Origin of the sequence: Alcanivorax jadensis T9 (genome assembly GCF_000756655.1) — a bacterium.
Classification (GTDB): Bacteria; Pseudomonadota; Gammaproteobacteria; order Pseudomonadales; family Alcanivoracaceae; genus Alcanivorax; species Alcanivorax jadensis.
The window spans coordinates 181,238-200,377 of record NZ_ARXU01000001.1 but is presented as its reverse complement, the minus strand read 5'-3'; the positions used below and the strand labels follow the sequence as shown (position 1 = coordinate 200,377).

Annotated in this window: 13 protein-coding genes; all 13 read right to left on the bottom strand. The window is 53.5% G+C overall.

The window, feature by feature from the left end; genetic code table 11:
- Positions 1-10: 10 nt before the first annotated feature.
- Positions 11-2,434, bottom strand: coding sequence for a DUF6160 family protein (locus tag T9A_RS00935; RefSeq protein WP_156964800.1), 2,424 nt, complete (start codon positions 2,432-2,434; stop codon positions 11-13).
- A 2-nt stretch (positions 2,435-2,436) separates the two neighbouring features.
- Complete coding sequence (locus T9A_RS00930; RefSeq protein ID WP_198030598.1) at positions 2,437-3,231, bottom strand: hypothetical protein; 795 nt, start codon at positions 3,229-3,231, stop codon at positions 2,437-2,439.
- Positions 3,228-4,514 (bottom strand): hypothetical protein, encoded by a 1,287-nt coding sequence (locus T9A_RS00925; protein ID WP_156964798.1) that lies wholly within the window; start codon positions 4,512-4,514, stop codon positions 3,228-3,230. Before T9A_RS00925 ends, T9A_RS00930 begins: the two co-directional genes overlap by 4 nt.
- 369 nt (positions 4,515-4,883) lie before the next feature.
- Positions 4,884-6,368, bottom strand: coding sequence for a bifunctional 2-methylcitrate dehydratase/aconitate hydratase (locus T9A_RS00920; protein WP_035244322.1), 1,485 nt, complete (start codon positions 6,366-6,368; stop codon positions 4,884-4,886).
- 166 nt (positions 6,369-6,534) lie between these two features.
- Positions 6,535-7,713 (bottom strand): 2-methylaconitate cis-trans isomerase PrpF, encoded by a 1,179-nt coding sequence (gene prpF / locus T9A_RS00915; RefSeq protein ID WP_035244320.1) that lies wholly within the window; start codon positions 7,711-7,713, stop codon positions 6,535-6,537.
- A gap of 129 nt (positions 7,714-7,842) precedes the next feature.
- A complete protein-coding gene (gene acnD, locus T9A_RS00910) occupies positions 7,843-10,434 on the bottom strand; it encodes a Fe/S-dependent 2-methylisocitrate dehydratase AcnD (RefSeq protein ID WP_035244318.1) in 2,592 nt (863 codons plus the stop codon).
- Positions 10,435-10,577: 143 nt separating this feature from the next.
- Positions 10,578-11,708, bottom strand: coding sequence for a bifunctional 2-methylcitrate synthase/citrate synthase (gene prpC / locus T9A_RS00905; RefSeq protein WP_035244315.1), 1,131 nt, complete (start codon positions 11,706-11,708; stop codon positions 10,578-10,580).
- Between the two features lie 131 nt (positions 11,709-11,839).
- Positions 11,840-12,727, bottom strand: a complete 888-nt coding sequence (gene prpB, locus T9A_RS00900; protein ID WP_035244313.1) for a methylisocitrate lyase — start codon at positions 12,725-12,727, stop codon at positions 11,840-11,842.
- Between the two features lie 78 nt (positions 12,728-12,805).
- The gene (locus T9A_RS00895; protein WP_035244311.1) at positions 12,806-13,501 is read right to left on the bottom strand and encodes a GntR family transcriptional regulator; all 696 of its coding nucleotides are present in this window, start codon (positions 13,499-13,501) and stop codon (positions 12,806-12,808) included.
- Positions 13,502-13,598: 97 nt separating this feature from the next.
- A complete protein-coding gene (locus T9A_RS00890) occupies positions 13,599-15,542 on the bottom strand; it encodes a hypothetical protein (RefSeq protein WP_035244308.1) in 1,944 nt (647 codons plus the stop codon).
- Positions 15,543-15,586: 44 nt separating this feature from the next.
- Complete coding sequence (locus tag T9A_RS00885; protein WP_035244307.1) at positions 15,587-16,402, bottom strand: globin family protein; 816 nt, start codon at positions 16,400-16,402, stop codon at positions 15,587-15,589.
- Positions 16,402-18,069 carry an outer membrane protein transport protein gene (locus T9A_RS00880; protein WP_035244305.1) on the bottom strand — a complete coding sequence of 556 codons (1,668 nt, stop codon included), beginning with the start codon at positions 18,067-18,069 and terminating at the stop codon, positions 16,402-16,404. The genes T9A_RS00885 and T9A_RS00880 overlap by 1 nt, the downstream gene beginning before the upstream one ends.
- 30 nt (positions 18,070-18,099) lie before the next feature.
- Positions 18,100-19,116 carry a transporter gene (locus T9A_RS00875; protein ID WP_052042407.1) on the bottom strand — a complete coding sequence of 339 codons (1,017 nt, stop codon included), beginning with the start codon at positions 19,114-19,116 and terminating at the stop codon, positions 18,100-18,102.
- Between the last annotated feature and the right edge of the window lie 24 nt (positions 19,117-19,140).

Sequence of the window (19,140 nt, the reverse complement as noted above, 5' to 3'; positions counted from 1 at the left end):
TTTCTTACAATTACGGAGAGAATGGTATTGCTGCACTTTGAGGTTCTAGTGTGATACTTGAGTAAATTTGTGCCGAAGGAATAACCATTCGTCCAAGCTTGGCGTCACCTAGCATAATGCTGTCAATTATTACCGGCTGTCCCGCATTAGCACTTGAAATACCTGGAACAGTATCAAGAACACTACCCAGGTGAGTTGCCGCCGCATAGCCGACTTTTATGTTATTAGCGATTATCATTTTGGGCTCAGGGCTCATTGCTCTTTCATTAGTCCCCACGATGTCTACCCTGCCGTCAGTAAAGGCAAGATCGCCAGTTATATTGGCAAGCTTAATTGCTGCTTCAGGCTGACTCGGTTCAGCGATAGAAAGGTAACTACCGCAATTTGAATCTCCTAAAGAGCCGCAATTTGACACGTCAGTCGTGCCGCCTAACATACCATCGCTGTGGCTAGTACCGAGGCTCAAAGCGCCGCTATACCCCAAATAATTATTGCCAGATGTAGAAGCAGGATCAGATGGTGAAAATCTTAGATTTACCAAACCCTCCAAATTCAAATCCAGATTGGCTCCATTAACGGTCTGAGCACGAGTTGTACTCTCAGGGTCGTAGTCAGGATGACCAGGTAACAAACCTCCACCAAAGGTGGCACGGTAGTTGAACCGTGCTTCAGGGGAAAAAATATCGAGGCCGCCGGAGTAATAGTCGTTTCCAACCTGTGGTTTTACCCATATCCGGGTATCGTTACCAGCCACCACAAAACTTGAACTCATAAAACCAATACCCATGCTGGCTTCAGTATCAGCAATCATCAAATGTGTGCCGTGATCCCAATTCTGAGTCTGTAGTTCATTGCTAGCGTCAAGAGTTTGTGACTTGAGCAAGATATCAGCAATAATCCCATCTCCGCCGACATAAGAAGCAGACCCGGAATCATAACGACTACCACCGGGATACAAATAAAAGTTGGCATCAATATTCGCCAGTGAATATATGAGCCCCCAATTAAACTCTCGGGTATTTACTGTTTCACCATCTGACTGCCTCTCAAGAAGCCGCACCTTACGAGAGTACGCTTGAAGTTGCCCATCGCGAACAACAATGGCAAGAGCCCCGGAATCACCGCCATGGGTAAACCCGTAATAATTGCCAATCCGCCCAGGCTGAATATTCATAAACTGCCCGCCTGCACCAGCACAACCGGAGGCCTGAAAATTGGTTCCATGGCCCCAGCAGAGTCCACCAGGGCCTTGCCCTGCTCCATTAATCACATCTATAGCAATCAAAGGAAAATAGTGAGCCGACGGTTTGCGCTCTGTCCGTACGCCCCACATGGTCCAGTCACCGAGCTCAAAGTTAACTCTTGACTGATCTAAACTTGCAACATCGGCAGTTTCACCAAGCCTCCAGCGGAATTCATTGTCAGCAGAAAGAAAACTCTTTGCAGCAATGTCATCGAGATTCACATAGTCCCATTGGGAGCTAAAGCGTAAACCTTCCGAAGTCACAGCATTTGCACCATATGGGTCAAAGGCTCCGGCAGTTGCTCCTTGCCAAACACCGCCTGACATCCACTTGAGTTCGGCGTCACGCACGCTACCGAGAAAACCAAAGTGCATTAAACCTCTTGCGTTATTAGTAATGCGGAACTCTTCCGCACCAACTTTCTGGCCATAGATTAAATCGAAGTCCAACGCTAAATTGATCAAATCTGAAGCTTGGATGTTAGAAGACGTTGGTATTTCTGATGAAGGGCCAGAAACTGCGTTTGGGTCAAACGGGTTACCTGCTCGATGCACGATACCCTGATTATCAACTCCCAAGGTGCCTTCCTGAATTTCCCAACGAAGAGCAAAATCATGCAGCGCTAACCAAGGATTAGTATCGTCTCCTTGACGATAAAAAAGATCTGCATCTCGGATCTCACCCAGCAGGTAGGCCTTGTCATAGCCCATGTTAAAAATGCCATTATTAACAAGGTCGATACCACCTTCAAAGTCGAAGGCAAACGTCCCCATTGAACGAGAGTTGCTTGCGGAAGGAATAGTCAACGAATCAGTGCGCACACGTATACGGCTGTCTGTATGAAGACCCAGCGCCATCAGCGGCACACCATCACCAGCAGTACCAGCGTCAACCGTAAAAGTAGCTGCGGCCTGGTCAGCACCAGCCATGGTGCCATCATCACCTACTCCATCTAAATTGATGTTATTGAGGCTTAGCTCGGTCGCATCCGGCTTCCATTTAACAGCGTCGGCACTCCAACCTTCACTTGCTTCGAGATTAATTGTCAGGCCGTCTTGACCAGATACACCGGCTAAATCTTTATCATCAAGTGCCTGCATGGCATTAGCTGGAATGGCTGAAGCCAACAGTGCGGCAGGAAGAGCCACTGAGAAATAAACGCTTTTTATTGTTATTCTGCGTTTTTTCATAATCAGAACCCGTACATATAGAAGTTGCCACCGATAGCAATGCCAGCCTGATGACTATTATTGTCGGCAATTTCGAAGCCTAAAAATGAACCAAAGTTGTTTGCCTGCCAGCCAGGTGCTGCAGCCCAAGTCTCGCCGATTTCGGGCTCATTATATTCCACGGCTAGCCCTTGAACATAAACCCCTAGGAGAACGTCATTGTAGCCTTGACTGGTTCCTGGTTGGCCTGCATTACCTGCCGTATAGATTCCGCCACTCTCAGGGTATTGAGCTCGAACAGCAGGAGAGTTATCAATCCATGATTTTGTACAGTCCCCAAACAGGCAATCTCCTGACTCATTACGAAACTTTTCATCATTGAGGTCTATTAATTTGTTAGCAGCACTGACCCCATTTTCTGCCTCTGGATCGCCGCCAAGAAATGCGGCATCCAGACTCAAACGGTTCATTTCCAGTGAGGCATGCCCGTTTTTGAAGACCAACCAACCAAAGTCGCGATTCTCAAGTTGCAAAGCAAGACGACAGTTCACACTTGCTAAACCAGTACAATCAGCGTTAGCGGATCCAATGTCTTCATCATTAGCAACGTCATGAGGCGGCCTGCTGTTGTAGTAATATTGCAAGCTGATCAGAACCCCTTCTTTCCCAGTAACAGTGCCCATTTCTGTATCATCCATGGGCTCAAGTGCTTGCGCAGGGTTCACATTCAAAAATAGCATCACAAGTAAAGACACCACGAAACGGCGCTGCAAAAAAATTAATGGGTAACCAGATAGCTTTTTAACACAAGTCGTCACAGCCCTGCCCCCAAAGTTGTGATTTTCATATGGTTGATTCGCATGCCTTCGATCCTGGAAATCCCAAGATTAGTGACCGCATCAGGGATCACCGTACCGGCGCCGGTGCCGCCACTAACAAAGTAGATACCGTTATCGGTAGATTGTGCACCCGGTACTGCAAAACCGTCAGTGGACCCAGGATCGTCGAAACGGGTGAAATCCCCCCAGCGTACATAACCACGCGTATCGTTGTTGGGGTTTTGAATTTCTCCGTTGACAATATTGCAAGGTCCAACGCAGTAAAAATCCTCATAAACTGCAGCAATATTGGGAATTTGGGTTAATTCGATAATAAAGTTACCGCGTTCGCTGCCACTTCTTACTGCATCGAGAGTTAGTGCTTGGTAGTGCAATTGTCCAAGAGGTAGGTAGGCATCAACATTTTTGAAGTACATGCCTTCATTATCTTCAAAGTCCGGCACCCAATGCAGGCGATCTTCAGAGTTTGCTTTCTGACGCACAGAGAAGCGGAAGTCACCTGAAAGAGCACTTTCATAGGTGATGCCAAACGTATTGGAGTCAGCCCAAGGGTAGAGTGCCGAGTCCATACCAGTGGTGCGCATCAGTCTAAGTCGAGCGGGCCTGCCATCTGTCGTTACCGGTTTGCCGTGGATTATGGTCTGGCTCTGAAGGAAATCGGCACCACCAACGTTATAGCTATTGTTCAGAGCACCATCGGCCGGATTGTTATTTAACCGATCCACCTCAAGCTCACCCCAGAAAGACCAGCGCCAGCGGTCAGTATCGCTGGGGCCTATCAACTCCATCACGGTAGGCATATTTGCAGGGGTGCTGAGGTAAGCGCCCGAATAGTCATAGCCTTCGTATTGGTAGGCACGCAGGACGTAGGGGTCGTAAATGGAGGCAAAGGCACCGATTCCCCCACCATTGTCCGTACCCATTGGACAAGCCAGGTGATCATTGCCGAAAGCCCCGCCGGAGCCACAGCCTGAACCATGCCAATCCATACCGGCGATTTGCTCTCCATTGGTAATGGAAAGGCCGTAGTAACGGGCATCACCCCGTTCCCAACCTGCACCCTGTGCTTGGGTTCCGGTCAGTTCTATATAGCTGGTAGGTGCAAAGCGAAAACTGAAATCATCCATTGCAAAGGCCAAACCTGCGCCCTGCACATCAGACAGCGAGGAGTCATCCAGCTCTTGCAGAGCCATTGCCTGGGAAGCGCCGAGGGTGAGGGCCGCTCCCAGCAGCATGTGGGAAAGGGAGTTGTTGCGCCGCACTGTGACCTCTGTCTTGTTGTTATCAGTCTGACCGTGAACGGTTTTTGGGCAGGACTGGTTACTTATGCCACAAGACTACACAGCATGATAACGCTAGACAACATGTGTTAACACAGACACTACATTATGTTAGGTTTAAATTTTCATTAATTTCAATACGTTATAGATGGTAAACATCAAGTTTACACTTTCTATGAATATACGTGCGCTACCAAAAGCGAGGATCTGTTACAAATATGCACACTTTGCCGAGAACTGTAGATTCCAAGGCTATGTAGGAATGGTGTGCGAGTATTAAGGCCTAAGAGGGTTCGCCATGCGAGCATAGTTCCTAGTGGGGAAGGACCTGACCCATTTGGATTTACAGGCCTACAGCGCAAGCATGTCCATGAATTCGTTAACGGGTATGGCTTCCAGTTCATCACGATCCCGGCAGAGCTCGAGAATACGCTCTGTCCGCCCTCGCGGAAAACTTGTCAGCAGGTGTCGTCGGAATTTGCTTTCCAGAACAGGGGTGCCCTCCTCCCTGCGACGACGGTGACCAATGGGATACTCTACGGCCACCTTGTCCGTGTGGGTACCGTCTTTGAAGACTATCCGGATGGCATTGGCGATAGAGCGTTTGGCCGGGTCGTGGTAATCCGCTGAGTACTGCTTGTCTTCCTGCACTTCCATCTTGTCACGCAGGGTGTCGATCAAGGGATGGCTTTTGTGGAAGTCATCCTCATAGTGCTCGGCAGTCAATTCACCGAATATTAGCGGTACGGCAACCATGTATTGCAGGCAGTGGTCCCGGTCGGCCGGATTGGCCAGCGCACCCTGTTTGGAAATGATGCGAATGGCCGAGTCGTGGGTGGTGAGTTCGATCTTGTCGATCTGGTCGAGACGGTCCTTTACCTGGGCGTGCAGCGTAACAGCAGCTTCACAGGCCGTCTGGGCATGAAACTCTGCCGGGAAGCTAAGCTTGAAGAGAATATTCTCCATGACGTATGAGCCATAGTCCCGCTGAAAACGGAATTTTCGCTCCGCGTCAGGTTTGACCTTCTGATCCTTGTTGGTTTTGGAGAACAGCACGTCGTAGAAGCCCCACTGTTCTGCGGTAAGGGCACCGGGTATCCCCATTTCTCCCCTAAGGGCAATATCGGCCAGCCGCACGGCTCGACTGGTGGCATCCCCGGCGGCCCAGGATTTCCGCGAACCCGCATTGGGAGCATGGCGATAGGTACGCAGTGATTGGCCATCCACCCAGGCATGGGAAATCGCAGACAAGAGCTGTTCGCGGTTGGCACCCATCATTTTTGCCGCAACCGCAGTGGACGCCACTTTTACCAGCACCACATGGTCAAGCCCGACCCGATTGAAAGAATTCTCAAGCGCCAATACACCCTGTACTTCATGAGCACGGATCATGGCATCGAGGACATCTTTCATGGTCAGCGGCTCCCCACCCTGTGCCGCCCTCTGTTGAGATAGGTGGTCTGCCACAGCCAGGATCGCACCCAGATTATCCGACGGATGCCCCCACTCCGCAGCCAGCCAAGTGTCGTTATAGTCCAGCCAGCGGATGGTACAGCCAATATCCCAGGCGGCTTTGACCGGGTCCAGTCGATGCGGGGTTCCAGGGACCCGGGCACCATGGGGAACCAGGGTTCCTGCCACTAAAGGCCCCAGATGCTTGGTGCATTCCGGGAAACGCAACGCCAGCAGACCACAACCCAGGGTATCCATCAGACAATAGCGGGCCGTGTCCCACGCCTCTTCCGAGTCAATTCTGTAATTGAGGACATAGTCGGCGATAGCCTGGATTTCCTTATCGTAATCCGGGCGTTCATTGTGGTCGACGTTGGTGGACATGGCAGAAGCCTCCCCTTGCTGGGTTGGCTTTCAGGGTCGCCCCAGGATGGCGGAGGGTCAAGGGCTGGAGGAGACTAAATCGGTAGGTATTCGCCTTGTAAGCAAGGCTCCAACGGGGATAAATGTTGTTGGAGCTTAGCTCACAAAGTGAAATCAGCCTGGCAAGTCAGAAGCAGTCACCAGGGACACGCACCCAGCCTTCCATCAGCACGCGGGCACTGCGGCTCATACTGGCTTTGGTGGCAGTCCACTGACCGTTAACTTGCTGGGCTCCAGCGCCGACACGCAGGGTGCCGGAGGGATGGCCGAAGGTCACGCTGTCGCGCTCGCCACCACCGGCTGCCAGATTGACGAGGGTGCCCGGCACTGCCGAAGCGCTGGCGATAGCGACTGCGGCAGTTCCCATCATGGCATGATGCAGCTTGCCCATGGACAGGGCTCGCACCAACAGGTCCACATCCGCCTCGCCGATTTGCTTACCACTTGAGGCGGCATAGGCTTTCGGTTTGGAGACAAAGGCAATCTTGGGGGTGTGCTGACGGGCTTCCGCTTCCTCGATGTTCTCGATAAGCCCCATACGCACGGCAGCATAGGCACGAATGGTCTCGAACCTCTGCAGGGCGTCCTTGTTTTCGTTGATGTCACCCTGCAGCTCGGTACCGGTGTAGCCGATATCTTCTGCATTCACGAAAACCGTAGGGATACCGGCATTGATCATGGTCGCCGGGAAGGACCCCACACCGGGGACCTCGAGCTCGTCAACCACATTGCCGGTGGGGAACATGGCGCCGTCACCGTCTGCCGGGTCCATGAAGTCAACCTGTACTTCCGCGGCCGGAAAGGTCACCCCGTCCAGCTCGAAGTCACCGGTTTCCTGGACTTCACCTTTGGTGATCGGCACATGGGCGATAATGGTTTTCTGGATATTCACCTGCCAGATGCGCACCACGGCAATGCCGTTTTCGGGAATACGGTCGGCGGCGATCAGCCCGTTATTGATGGCAAAGGCCCCTACTGCAGCCGTCAGGTTGCCGCAGTTGCCGCTCCAGTCAATGAAAGGCTTGTCGATGGACACCTGGCCGAACAGGTAATCCACATCGTGGTCAGCGCTTTCGCTCTTGGCCAGAATCACCGTCTTGCTGGTGCTGGAGGTGGCGCCGCCCATGCCGTCGGTGTGTTTGCCATAGGGATCCGGGCTGCCGATGACTCGCAGCAGCAGCTTGTCACGGGCTTCGCCGGCCACCTGGGCCACGTCCGGCAGATCGGTGAGGCTGAAAAAGACGCCTTTGCTGGTGCCGCCACGCATATAGGTGGCGGGGACTTTAATTTGAGGTGCATGAGCCATGCGAGTTTCTCCTTCAAAAAAACCCCGACGTGCGAAGGCACCGGGGTTTCAGATTCTTCGCCTTGCGAGCAAGGCTCCAACGGTTTGGGTTTGCTGTTGGGGCATTGCCCGCATTATCAGGCGAATGATTTAGCTGGCTTCTGCCATGAAATCCTTGGCGAATTTCTGCAGGATACCACCGGCGGAGTACACGGAGACCTCCTCCGCGGTGTCCAGCCGACAGATCACAGGTACGCGTTCCTCATCACCATTGGCGCGGTGGATCACCAGGGTCATGGTCGCACCCGGCGCGCGCTCACCTTCGACGTCGAAGATCTCGGTGCCATCCAGGCCCAGGGTCTTGCGGGTGGTACCTTCCTCGAACTGCAGAGGCATCACGCCCATACCGATCAGGTTGGTACGGTGAATGCGTTCGAAGCCTTCGGCGACGATGGCTTCCACACCTGCCAGTGCTACGCCTTTGGCCGCCCAGTCACGGGACGAGCCCTGACCATAGTCGGCGCCGGCGATGATGATCAGCGGCTGCTTGCGATCCATGTAGGTCTCGATAGCTTCCCACATACGCTTCACTTCGCCTTCCGGCTCGACCCGAGCGTGAGACCCCTGAATCACATTGCCCTGCTCGTCCTTGACCATTTCGTTGAACAGTTTCGGGTTGGCCAGGGTGGCGCGCTGGGCGGTGAGGTGATCACCGCGGTGGGTGGCGTAGGAGTTAAAGTCCTCCTCCGGCAATCCCATCTTGTCCAGGTAGGCGCCCGCAGCGCTGTCCAGCAGGATGGCATTGGACGGCGACAGGTGGTCGGTGGTGATGTTGTCCGGCAGGATTGCCAGCGGACGCATGCCTTTCAGGGCACGAGCCTCGGCCATGGTCCCTTCCCAGTAAGGCGGACGGCGGATATAGGTGCTCTGCGGACGCCAGTCGTACAACGGGCTGGCAGCGCGCTCACCGTCACCTTTCTTCTCGAACATGGGAATGTAGGTCTTGCGAAACTGCTCCGGCTTCACTGATGCCTTGACGATGGCATCAATCTCTTCATCCGCAGGCCAGATATCCTTGAGCATGATCGGGTTACCCTCCTGATCATGGCCCAGCACATCCTTCTCGATATCGAAACGGATGGTACCGGCAATGGCGTAAGCTACTACCAGCGGCGGTGAGGCCAGGAAAGCCTGCTTGGCGTACGGGTGAATACGACCATCGAAGTTACGGTTACCGGACAGTACCGCCGTGGCGTACAGGTCGCGGTCGATCACTTCTTTCTGGATCTTCGGATCCAGCGCGCCGCTCATGCCGTTACAGGTGGTACAGGCAAACGCCACGACATCGAAGCCCAGATCCTGCAATTCTGGCAACAGATTGGCTTCTTCCAGGTACATTTTCACCGTCTTGGAACCCGGCGCCAGGGAGGATTTCACCCAGGGTTTGCGGATCAGACCCAGCTTATTGGCGTTGCGGGCGATCAGGCCGGCGGCAATCATGTTGCGCGGGTTGCTGGTGTTGGTGCAGCTGGTGATGGCGGCAATGATCACTGCGCCATCTGGCATTTCACCTTCTTTCTCTTCCCACTTGCCGGAGATGCCGCGGCTGGCCAGTTCTGAGGCTGGCAGCAAGGAATGCGGGTTGGACGGACCGGCCAGGTTGCGGCCAACGCTGGTCATGTCGAACTTGAGGACGCGTTCGTACTCGACACCTTTGAGACTGTCTGCCCACAGGCCAGTGGCCTTGGCATAATTTTCCACCAACGCCACTTGCTTGTCTTCGCGGCCGGTCAGCTTCAGATATTCCAGGGTGTTGTCGTCGATGAAGAACATGCCGGCGGTGGCGCCATACTCAGGCGTCATGTTGGCAATGGTTGCACGGTCGCCCACGGACAGGCTGTCAGCCCCTTCACCGAAGAATTCCAGGTAGGCACCCACCACACGCTCGCGACGCAGGAATTCTGTGATTGCCAGTACCAGGTCAGTACCGTTAATGCCCGGGCGGAGTTTACCACTCAGCTCCACGCCGACGATGTCGGGCAGACGCATCATTGAGGGGTTACCCAGCATCACGTTTTCTGCTTCCAGGCCCCCTACCCCGACGGAAATCACACCGAGTGCATCCACCATGGGTGTATGGCTGTCAGTACCGACACAGGTATCCGGGTAGGCAACACCATCACGCACCTGAACTACCGGAGACATCTTCTCCAGGTTGATCTGGTGCATGATGCCGTTGCCCGGGGGAATCACGTCCACGTTATCAAAGGCTGTCTTGGTCCAGTTGATAAAGTGGAAACGGTCTTCGTTGCGGCGCTCTTCCACCGCCCGGTTTTTCTCGAAAGCATTTTCTTCAAAGCCCGGGTGTTCCACGGCAAGGGAGTGATCCACAATCAGCTGGGTCGGCACTACCGGGTTGACCTTGGACGGGTCACCACCCTGCTCGGCGATGGTGTCACGCAGACCGGCCAGATCCACCAGAGCGGTCTGACCGAGGATGTCATGACAGACCACCCGGGCCGGGTACCAGGGAAAATCCAGGTCGCGCTTGCGCTCGATCAGCTGCTTGAGCGAATCCGTCAGTGCGTCCGGAGCGCAACGTCGTACCAGCTGCTCGGCGAGAATCCGTGAGGTGTACGGCAGTTTGTCATAGGCCCCAGGCTGGATGGCATCGACAGCCGCACGGGTGTCGAAATACTCCAGCTCGGTGCCGGGAAGGGATTTGCGGTATTCGGTGTTCATAGCCTGGGACTCTTGTTCAGGGGGCTCTTTGGGGGGAGACCTGAGTAATGAATGTGGGAGCAGCTGTAGGAGCTTGCTTGCAAGCGAATCCGTTCGGGTATCAAGGCATTCGCCTGCAAGCCGCCACCTACAGTTATAGCGTTTTAGCTACGCTCGGCAATTGGCGTTACCTTGCGCAGTTCCGGACCGGTGTACTCCGCACTGGGACGGATAATACGGTTATCCGCACGCTGCTCAAACACGTGAGCGGCCCAGCCAGTCAGACGGCTGATCACGAAAATAGGCGTGAACAGCTTGGTGGGGATGCCCATGAAGTGATATGCAGAAGCGTGGAAGAAATCGGCATTACAGAACAGTTTCTTCTCGCGCCACATGACTTCTTCACAACGGACGGATACCGGATAGAGCACGGTATCGCCCACATCATTGGCCAGCTTTTCGGACCACTGCTTGATGATAGCGTTACGGGGATCGGATTCGGTGTAGATCGCGTGGCCGAAGCCCATGATCTTTTCCTTGCGCTCCAGCATGCCCAACATTTCTTTCTCGGCATTATCCGCGTCGCTGAACTTCTCGATCATATCCATGGCCGCTTCATTGGCGCCGCCATGGAGCGGACCACGCAGGGAACCGATGGCACCGGTAACACAGCTGTGCAGATCACTCAGAGTCGAGGCGCAGACGCGAGCGGTGAAGGTAGAGGCGTTGAATTCGTGCTCTGCATAAAGGATCAGCGACACGTTCATCACACGCTCATGCAGCTCGTTCGGCTTTTCGCCACGCAGCAGGTGCAGGAAGTGGGCGCCGATGGAATCGTCATCGGTTCCCGGATCAATCTTCACACCGTCGTGGCTGAAGCGATACCAGTAACAGATGATGCTCGGGAAGGCTGCCAGTAAACGGTCGGTGGCATCTTCCTGTTGGCTGAAATCGGTTTCCGTTTCCAGATTGCCCAGCATGGAGCAGCCGGTGCGCATCACATCCATGGGGTGAGCATCCTTGGGGATCTGCTCGAGGACGGTTTTCAAGGCGTCAGGCAGGCCACGCAGGCTTTTCAGTTTGGCCTTGTAGGTGGCCAGCTGGTCCTGGGTGGGCAGTTCGCCCTTCAGAATCAGGTGCGCCACTTCTTCGAATTCACAATTCTCCGCCAGATCTTTCACATCATAGCCACGGTAGGTCAGGCCGGAGCCACTCTTGCCTACGGTGGAGAGTGCGGTTTTACCTGCTACCTGGCCACGCAGACCTGCGCCGCCGACTTTTTTGCCTTCTGCCATTGTTTATCTCCTTGTGAAACCAATTTTTCGCCAATACGAATTCAGTTCTGTAGGAGCGCCTCTCGAGGCGCAAACCGGCTTGCCGATATCTTCTGATTCGCACCTCAAGAGGTGCTCCTACCTAAAACCTCTTAGCCCTTGCCTTTGGCGAAGAGCGCATCCAGCTTCTGCTCGTAATCGTGGTAATTCAGGAAATCGTACAATTCCATACGGGTCTGCATGATGTCTACCACGTCTTTCTGGTGGCCCTGCTCGCGAATACTCTGATACACCTTCAGAGCTGCCTGGTTCATGGCACGGAAGGCACTCAACGGATACAGGATCATGTCCGCTCCCGCCTCAGCCAGTTCTTCACGGGTGAATAGCGGCGTGGCGCCGAATTCGGTGATGTTGGCCAGCAGCGGAACGTCGCCCAGACCTTCCTTGAAGGCCTTGTAATCTTCCAGGGTGTGTACGGCTTCGGCAAAGATGCCATCCGCACCGGCTTCGATGCAGGCCCTGGAGCGCTCGATGGCGGATTCCAGACCGTCTTTCTGGAAAGCATCGGTACGGGCGATAATGAAGAAGTCATCATCGGTCTTGCCGTCAACGGCCGCCTTCACCCGGTCCACCATTTCTTCCTGGGAGACGATTTCCTTGTTCGGCCGGTGGCCACAGCGCTTCTGTGCTACCTGATCTTCCAGATGAACGGCGCCGGCACCAGCCTTGATCATTTCTTTCACGGTACGGGAGATATTGAATGCCCCACCCCAGCCAGTATCGATATCTACCAACAGTGGAGTTTCCACAGCACTGGAGATACGACGCACATCTTCCAGCACATCATTCATGCTGGTCATGCCCAGATCCGGCATGCCGTAGCTGGCATTCGCCACACCACCGCCAGACAGGTAAATCGCCCGGTACCCGGTCTGCTCTGCCATCATGGCCGCATAGGCGTTGATGGTACCCATCACTTGCAACGGCTTCTCTTCAGCCAGAGCCTTGCGGAAACGTCCGCCGGCGGTGAGTTTGCTCATAGTAGATCTCCTCGTTATGTGCCGTAGGAGCTTGCTTGCAAGCGAATCCTGATCGGCGGTTCGCTTGCAAGCAAGCTCCTACAGTGTGTCAGCCTGTTTCTGATACTGGTTTTCGATATTCTTGCGTGCACTACTGATATGGCGACGCATCAAAAGCTCGGCCATTTCGCCATCACGAGCCTCAATAGCTTCGACAATTCGACGATGTTCATTGAGGGCTTTCTGGGGCCGGTTGGCCACGGTGCTGAACTGGTAACGGTACATACGCACCAAGTGATACAGCTCACCGATCAGGAGCTGACTCAGAGTGGCATTGTGGCTGCCCTGGATAATGCGGTAATGGAAATCCAAATCCCCTTCACGCTGGAAATAGGCGACATCTTCGCGAAGGTCTTGCTGCTGCTCGTGCTGGGCCAGCACGTCGTAAAGGCCTCGCACTTCCTCAGGAGTCATATGTTCGGCGGCAAGCCGGGCGGCCATACCTTCCAGGGCCTCGCGAACATGGTAGATTTCGATCAGGTCATTGACGCTGAGGGACGCCACGCGAGTGCCCACATGCACCACTCTCTCAAGCAGTTTGCGGGATTCCAGACGGCGGATAGCTTCACGAAGGGGGCCACGGCTGACACCGTAGCGGCTGGCCAGCTCGGTTTCGCTGACCTTGGAACCGGGAAGGATTTCCCCGCGCACAATATCGTCCTGCAGCCGGGCGAAGACCCGATCTGCCAGTGTGCGTGTGTTTTCGGGTACGGAACCCGCGGGAGCAGCAGTCATAAAATAGCCCGATTGTTGACAATCCGAACAACCGGGCTGGACTTTACGCCCCTAAACAGGATGTTTCAAGGGGCATTGTTGACAATTTGGCTCAAGATTAAGGCGCCATGGGGTCACAGGCTGGGTCTCCCGGGGCACCTTTGAAAAATTGCACTGCCCCACTGCGCAGGGAATTGAATCGGCGAGCTTCGGGGTCACTTGGTTCATCCCCGAAACCTGCCAGAACAATGCGGGGTAAAAAAGTCTCTTCTACCCATCGAGCTCGGAGACCAATATCGAAGTTTTCATCAGACAGCCGGTAGAGTGGCGCACAATTATTAGCATCAGCCGTCAGATCAACTCGCCCTTCAATGGTGGCATTAAAATGAGGAGTGTCAGCCCTGAGATCCATGCCCGGCGCTAAACGAATTGATAGGTTGGCACTTTTGGGATCGTCAAAACTGCGTGTCACCAAACCAACGCCATAAGCATTCCCGCAAGCGCCGCCCGCACCAGTGGTTACGAGTCCATCCGCATTAATTCTCAAACAGAATTCGCCGATATCATTCTCGTCCATGCGAACACGCTCACGGATTACGGTTTCGCCACCCAATGTCTCTGGATAATTGCCCCCGGAATTACTGATTTCTTCATTCTCATCCGTATCTTCGTTCGGGTCCACGATATCCATACACACGCCGGTGTCATCATCGTCGCCAAGATCATCGTCAACACAGGCACGCATTAAACGAATGGTGTAATCACCAACCAATTCTGTGGCGACAACAGGTTGGGCCTGGACAAAGCCAGTTTTCGTGGCCCGGAATGGAAGAGGCTGACCGGTCAGCTGTGCATCCAGCAACTTCTCCGTGATTTTCCCTTTTTCTTGCTCCTGCAAGCTTGTGTCGGCGCTCGGGAAATCAAGTTTGAAATCGCTATTACCGTCGATTTCCACACCCGCATAAAGGCTGGACCCAAGGAACCGACCGGCAACCTGGGCATCAGTATTGTTAGCTGGAGCATCACCAATGCCTGCACTTAGCAGATTGACTGAAAGCGAGTCGTCATCCTGATTCTGAAGTTCAAGAAGAGCCGATAGTCCTGCAGTAGATCTGAACCCCAGGTAATCCAGCACCTCGTCACCGCCCTCTGACGCCCTCACACCCAAGCCGCCGCCAAGGATATCGCCATCAGGGAGTACCAGGGCATTAAGCGTGAACGATACCGTCGAGCCATCAACACCACCGAAGTCACAGCCATCCAGGATGATGCACTCACCCGCAATTTCAAAGGCATAGAGGCCGGCGCGAGTTCGGTTATTCCCTTCTACAAGACGATCCTCATAAGCACCGGTGTCGTTGGCGAATCCATCAATAGGTGTTTCCGTATTTACCCGGTCAATGAAACCCTGCCAAGCCGACTTGAATTCGTCGAAATCGCTGTAATCAAAGCCGTTTCCTGCAGCGAGCTCAGGCTGGGCATCGAGTATGGTATTCGGATCCCCGGAATCAGCAGGAAGATCCTGCTCACCCGGAATGATAATCTTCGCGTCAGGATTATTGCCCTGCTGATTAAGGGCATGCAATAACGCAGACCGGTTCAATGCCGGGCTTGCCGTGCCCGCCGCGCCATCTTGAACCTCTGTCCTGCGAGGTGACTCAATCAAATCCGCAAGGGTAAGCTGATAAGTCCCCTTACGCAGTTGCTGCGGCAACTGGTAGCTGCCCAGCGTGACCCGGTTACCCTCAAAAATGGCGCTGCCGATATAAAACTCAACGCTGCGCGAGTTAGCCGGGCACAGTGCATGAAAAGCAGGAACTTCGATATTCAGGCCAGCAGGGGTATAAGCCTCGTCACGGGTATAACCGTTCGAGTTTCCACATCGATAGCCCAGGTTCGCCACACGCGGGCCCTGTAGTTCGATCAGAGAATCCCCACGAGGATTAATGTCACAGTTCGCCCCTAGCGGGCAACCTGGAACCGTGGCATCAGAAAAATCCTCGCCGCCATTACAGCCAGCCAGCGCCAAGGCGGCAAAAGCCATCAATGTAAGGTGTCGCATAGTTCGTTACCTGTAATAGCAAGCCGGGCTCTAACCGGCTGAATTCATTGGGCGGAAAGCAGCAATTCGCCTTTCAGCACCGCTTGCAGCCCATCAGTACTCGATTGCTCTTGTAAGTAAGGCAGGAAAACCACCAAATGACGTTGACCGGATTCATGCGGCAAGGTTCCTTGTAAATAGCCGTATCGGTACCAAGTCTCCGGGTATTTTCGACTGAACGGTTGATCGATCAGAAGCAGCGGTCGGCCAGCTTCATCTAGCCACAGCAGTTGTGCGGCTACGTAGTCCTGTTTTCGAATGAAGGCCTTCAATTCAAGGGTAGTCACATTCTTGTTTACCGTCAGGGCCATTGCCTTGAGTGGCTCATCGCCCAGCATGACCGGGCTATCCTGGTCAAAACTAATCAGAGTTTCGGTACCTGGCGCAAGCTCGACTGCTTCCTCAAGGAGATGCTGGCAGCAATCCTGCCGTATTGTGCGGTAAGTTTCCAGAAAACCGCTTTCAGCAACCTCCGAATACTCCGGTTCGACCTTGGACAGCGCCTCCTTTTCAGCCACCATATCCACTGGTCGACTGGTTAGCTGCCCACTTTCGTCCACATAGGTAATAAACCGATCCCGCTCTTTATCCTCAAGCTCCTGGTCTATCTCTTCGCTGGGCCGGTAGTCTTCCAGCGGCTCACCAAGAGAAAGCCCACCAGTACTACCATCAGCCTCAATTAGTTTTTTGTCTTCAGGTTTCTCAATAGTGACCAGGTTACCTTGAGCATCCGTGTAGACGTACAGATCGCCCTGCCCTGGTTGCCCCTGGCAGGCAGCAAGCAACAGTATCAGCGGATAGAGAAATAAGTATTTTTGCATTAGAAGCGAGTTCTGAACGCCAGGCCCATGATAGTTACCGTAGCTTCAGTTTTTATATCAAGCCCGGCGTAGGGGTTATAGACCACATTGTCGATACCCGTGCAGTTAGCCGCACAGCTTGAATTTGCAGGAATTTCATCCTTGCTACGCAGCTGGGCAATACCAAGATCGATATCCGTGTCCTTATCCCATTTATAGCCAAGGCCAAGGCTGTAGTACTTGGCCTCGTTGATCGGAACCATTGGGCTACGACGGTCTTCCGGAATTGCCGATGCCCGAGGCTCGTAACCAGCACGAAGCTGAATACGGCCAGTGAGATCGTAGGAAGCACCAAACGCCAGGTTCCAGGTGGACTGATAATTCAACGGGTAACTTAACCGGGACGAGGTAGAGCCAGGTGAAAACAGGCGTGCAAGGCTGAGTACTGCAGAGCTGCGGTCAAAAGTAAAATCAAAGGAGTCCCATTCTTTGTAATCTGCCCATACCGCATCCACATTGAATTGCAATCTTTCTGTCGGCCGAATCTTGATGCCCGTCTGGAAAGAGGCAGGCATGGTCAGATCCATGCTTACACGCCCGACTTCTTCTGCTGCGACACGGGAAGGTATGCCAAGCACCGCCAAGGCAATAGCCCCCGTTGCGGAGCCGCCAATCCCATTAATAGTTTCCTGGGCAGCATTGGAATAGCTGATCTTGTAGTCACCTCGCATATGCGTTTTGGCAGCAGAGCGATACACAGCGCCCCAGGCAAAACGCTCATGAGGCTCCCACAGCACACCCAGGTTGTAGGAAGGACTAAAACGCTGATCCATTTTAACATCGAGAGACGCCAGATTCTTGAACGGACCCAAGCCCTCTTCCGGGCGGCAAATACCGAAAAGAATCAGATCTAGAGCGATATTGGATTCGCCCTTGAAAGGCGCACAAATACTTTCATCCAGCACCCTGGCAAACCCCAGCAGCTCATTGGGGGCACGAAAATCTTGCTCCAGGGCCACAGCCTGGAAGCTCATGCCGATGGAAGCACCAATTGAGAGTTCGTCGTTGACCCGGTAACCAACCGAAGGTGAGAGATAGGTTATACGTTCCAGCGCTACCCGCTCACCCATAAAGTTGCCGACATCATCTTCATCACGGTAAAAGCCTGCAGCCATGGGCAGATACGTGGCGGTACCAAAAGTGAACTTGGAACCTGCTGGACGAATGGAAAAAGCAGGTAGCGGACCTGCAATCAAAGGGCCGGGAGGCAAATCCACAGTATCGTTAATAAACGGCACATAGAGAGAAATGCCCTCAATCGTACTGTTGGCGGTTTTGAAATCACGGCAGAAATCCACACCATCATTCGGCGCATCGTTACAGACAACCGGATCATCAGAAAAACCAAAAACATTATAGTCCGGGGGCGCAGAAAACTCGGAGTTCAAGCTGAAGTCCGCAGCCAAAAACTGTAAGTCGACCCTGCGTCCATCTAGCTTGGCCAACCCTGCTGGATTGAAATGGATTGCCATAATGCCAGGGGGATCAGCGGTTACCGCATGGCCCATACTCATGGCACGCACATCAATCGCCAGGTTGTTAGCCAACTGGGCCTTGGCACCTGTCGCAAAAGAACCCGCCAGCAAAGCCGCCAGGCCGCAGGCCAAAGCCTTATTATTGTTCTTCATGGCATGCCTCTCACAACTGCAAATATCGGCTTAGGCACCGGGTTTCAAACCGCTGAAATCAATCGGCATGGACAAACCAAGCAGCACGTCGGGAGAGTCTTCGGTCAGACCGAAGCCGAAACTCAGGTTAATGATGCGGTTCTTGGAAGAACGTAAACCAATGGAGGTATTCACTACACTGGAAGTGGAGTCTTCTGATCGAGCAATCCGACCACCATCAAAGAAGAACTCGGTATCGAAATTATAGGACTGCTGATAGCTGGCGCTCAGAGACACTTCATAGGACAGCGCATAAGCTAAGCCCATGGAAAAGTTGATGCTGTCCCCCGGGTTTACCTCTTCAAGGATATCCGAGCCGCGTCGCTGATTGATACCGGTAATGTCAAATGCCATGGAATAGCCCAATGAGCCATACAACACGACGGGGTCAACAACCTTGCTCATACTGACGCCACCACCCAGGGAATAGAACCCGGAACCGCTGGAAACCTCACTGTTAACGTTGATGTCGTAAGGGCTATCCCCTGTCGGCGTCGTCAACGTTGTATAAAGTGTGGTATTTACGGCGCCAGGGCGCACCGGGAAAGGTTGATAACGCAACCCAAAAGACACATCCCCAAGGGCAGCCTGGGACACATCCTTTTCAGTGTCATACTTGTAGGAAACAGGCAACCGGGTATTGAATGTCAGGTTGTTCCAGATACCATAATCAAAAGACAGCGAGGAGCCGAAGGAGTGCTGGGCATCCTGCTCAATACGGAATCGGCTGATATTGCCACTATCCTCATCCAGAGCAATATCAATTCTATCATCACGATAATAGTTATAGTTCGCCGAGAAATTCAGTGACATCTGTCCACTGGGCAATAAGGAGTACTGTTTTTCCGCCGCCTGGAAAACTTCTTCCAGGTTCTTTTCTTCGGTCACATCATCTTCTTTGGTCTGCAGGGCATCGCGTGCTTCTTCAACGCTTTCGGCCGCCCAGACATAGGGCTGGGCAAGCAGGAGTGCAGCAATCGCTGCCACTTTTCCAGACTTCATATTCATGCAAAGCCGTCCTTTATTCTGTTT

Excerpts from the sequence above, each read along its gene's own strand:
- T9A_RS00935 (WP_156964800.1), bottom strand. The coding sequence starts at position 2,434 with ATGAAAAAACGCAGAATAACAATAAAAAGCGTTTATTTCTCAGTGGCT.
- T9A_RS00920 (WP_035244322.1), bottom strand. The coding sequence starts at position 6,368 with ATGTCCACCAACGTCGACCACAATGAACGCCCGGATTACGATAAGGAA.
- prpF (WP_035244320.1), bottom strand. The coding sequence starts at position 7,713 with ATGGCTCATGCACCTCAAATTAAAGTCCCCGCCACCTATATGCGTGGC.
- acnD (WP_035244318.1), bottom strand. The coding sequence starts at position 10,434 with ATGAACACCGAATACCGCAAATCCCTTCCCGGCACCGAGCTGGAGTAT.
- prpC (WP_035244315.1), bottom strand. The coding sequence starts at position 11,708 with ATGGCAGAAGGCAAAAAAGTCGGCGGCGCAGGTCTGCGTGGCCAGGTA.
- prpB (WP_035244313.1), bottom strand. The coding sequence starts at position 12,727 with ATGAGCAAACTCACCGCCGGCGGACGTTTCCGCAAGGCTCTGGCTGAA.
- T9A_RS00895 (WP_035244311.1), bottom strand. The coding sequence starts at position 13,501 with ATGACTGCTGCTCCCGCGGGTTCCGTACCCGAAAACACACGCACACTG.
- T9A_RS00890 (WP_035244308.1), bottom strand. The coding sequence starts at position 15,542 with ATGCGACACCTTACATTGATGGCTTTTGCCGCCTTGGCGCTGGCTGGC.
- T9A_RS00885 (WP_035244307.1), bottom strand. The coding sequence starts at position 16,402 with ATGCAAAAATACTTATTTCTCTATCCGCTGATACTGTTGCTTGCTGCC.
- T9A_RS00880 (WP_035244305.1), bottom strand. The coding sequence starts at position 18,069 with ATGAAGAACAATAATAAGGCTTTGGCCTGCGGCCTGGCGGCTTTGCTG.
- T9A_RS00875 (WP_052042407.1), bottom strand. The coding sequence starts at position 19,116 with ATGAATATGAAGTCTGGAAAAGTGGCAGCGATTGCTGCACTCCTGCTT.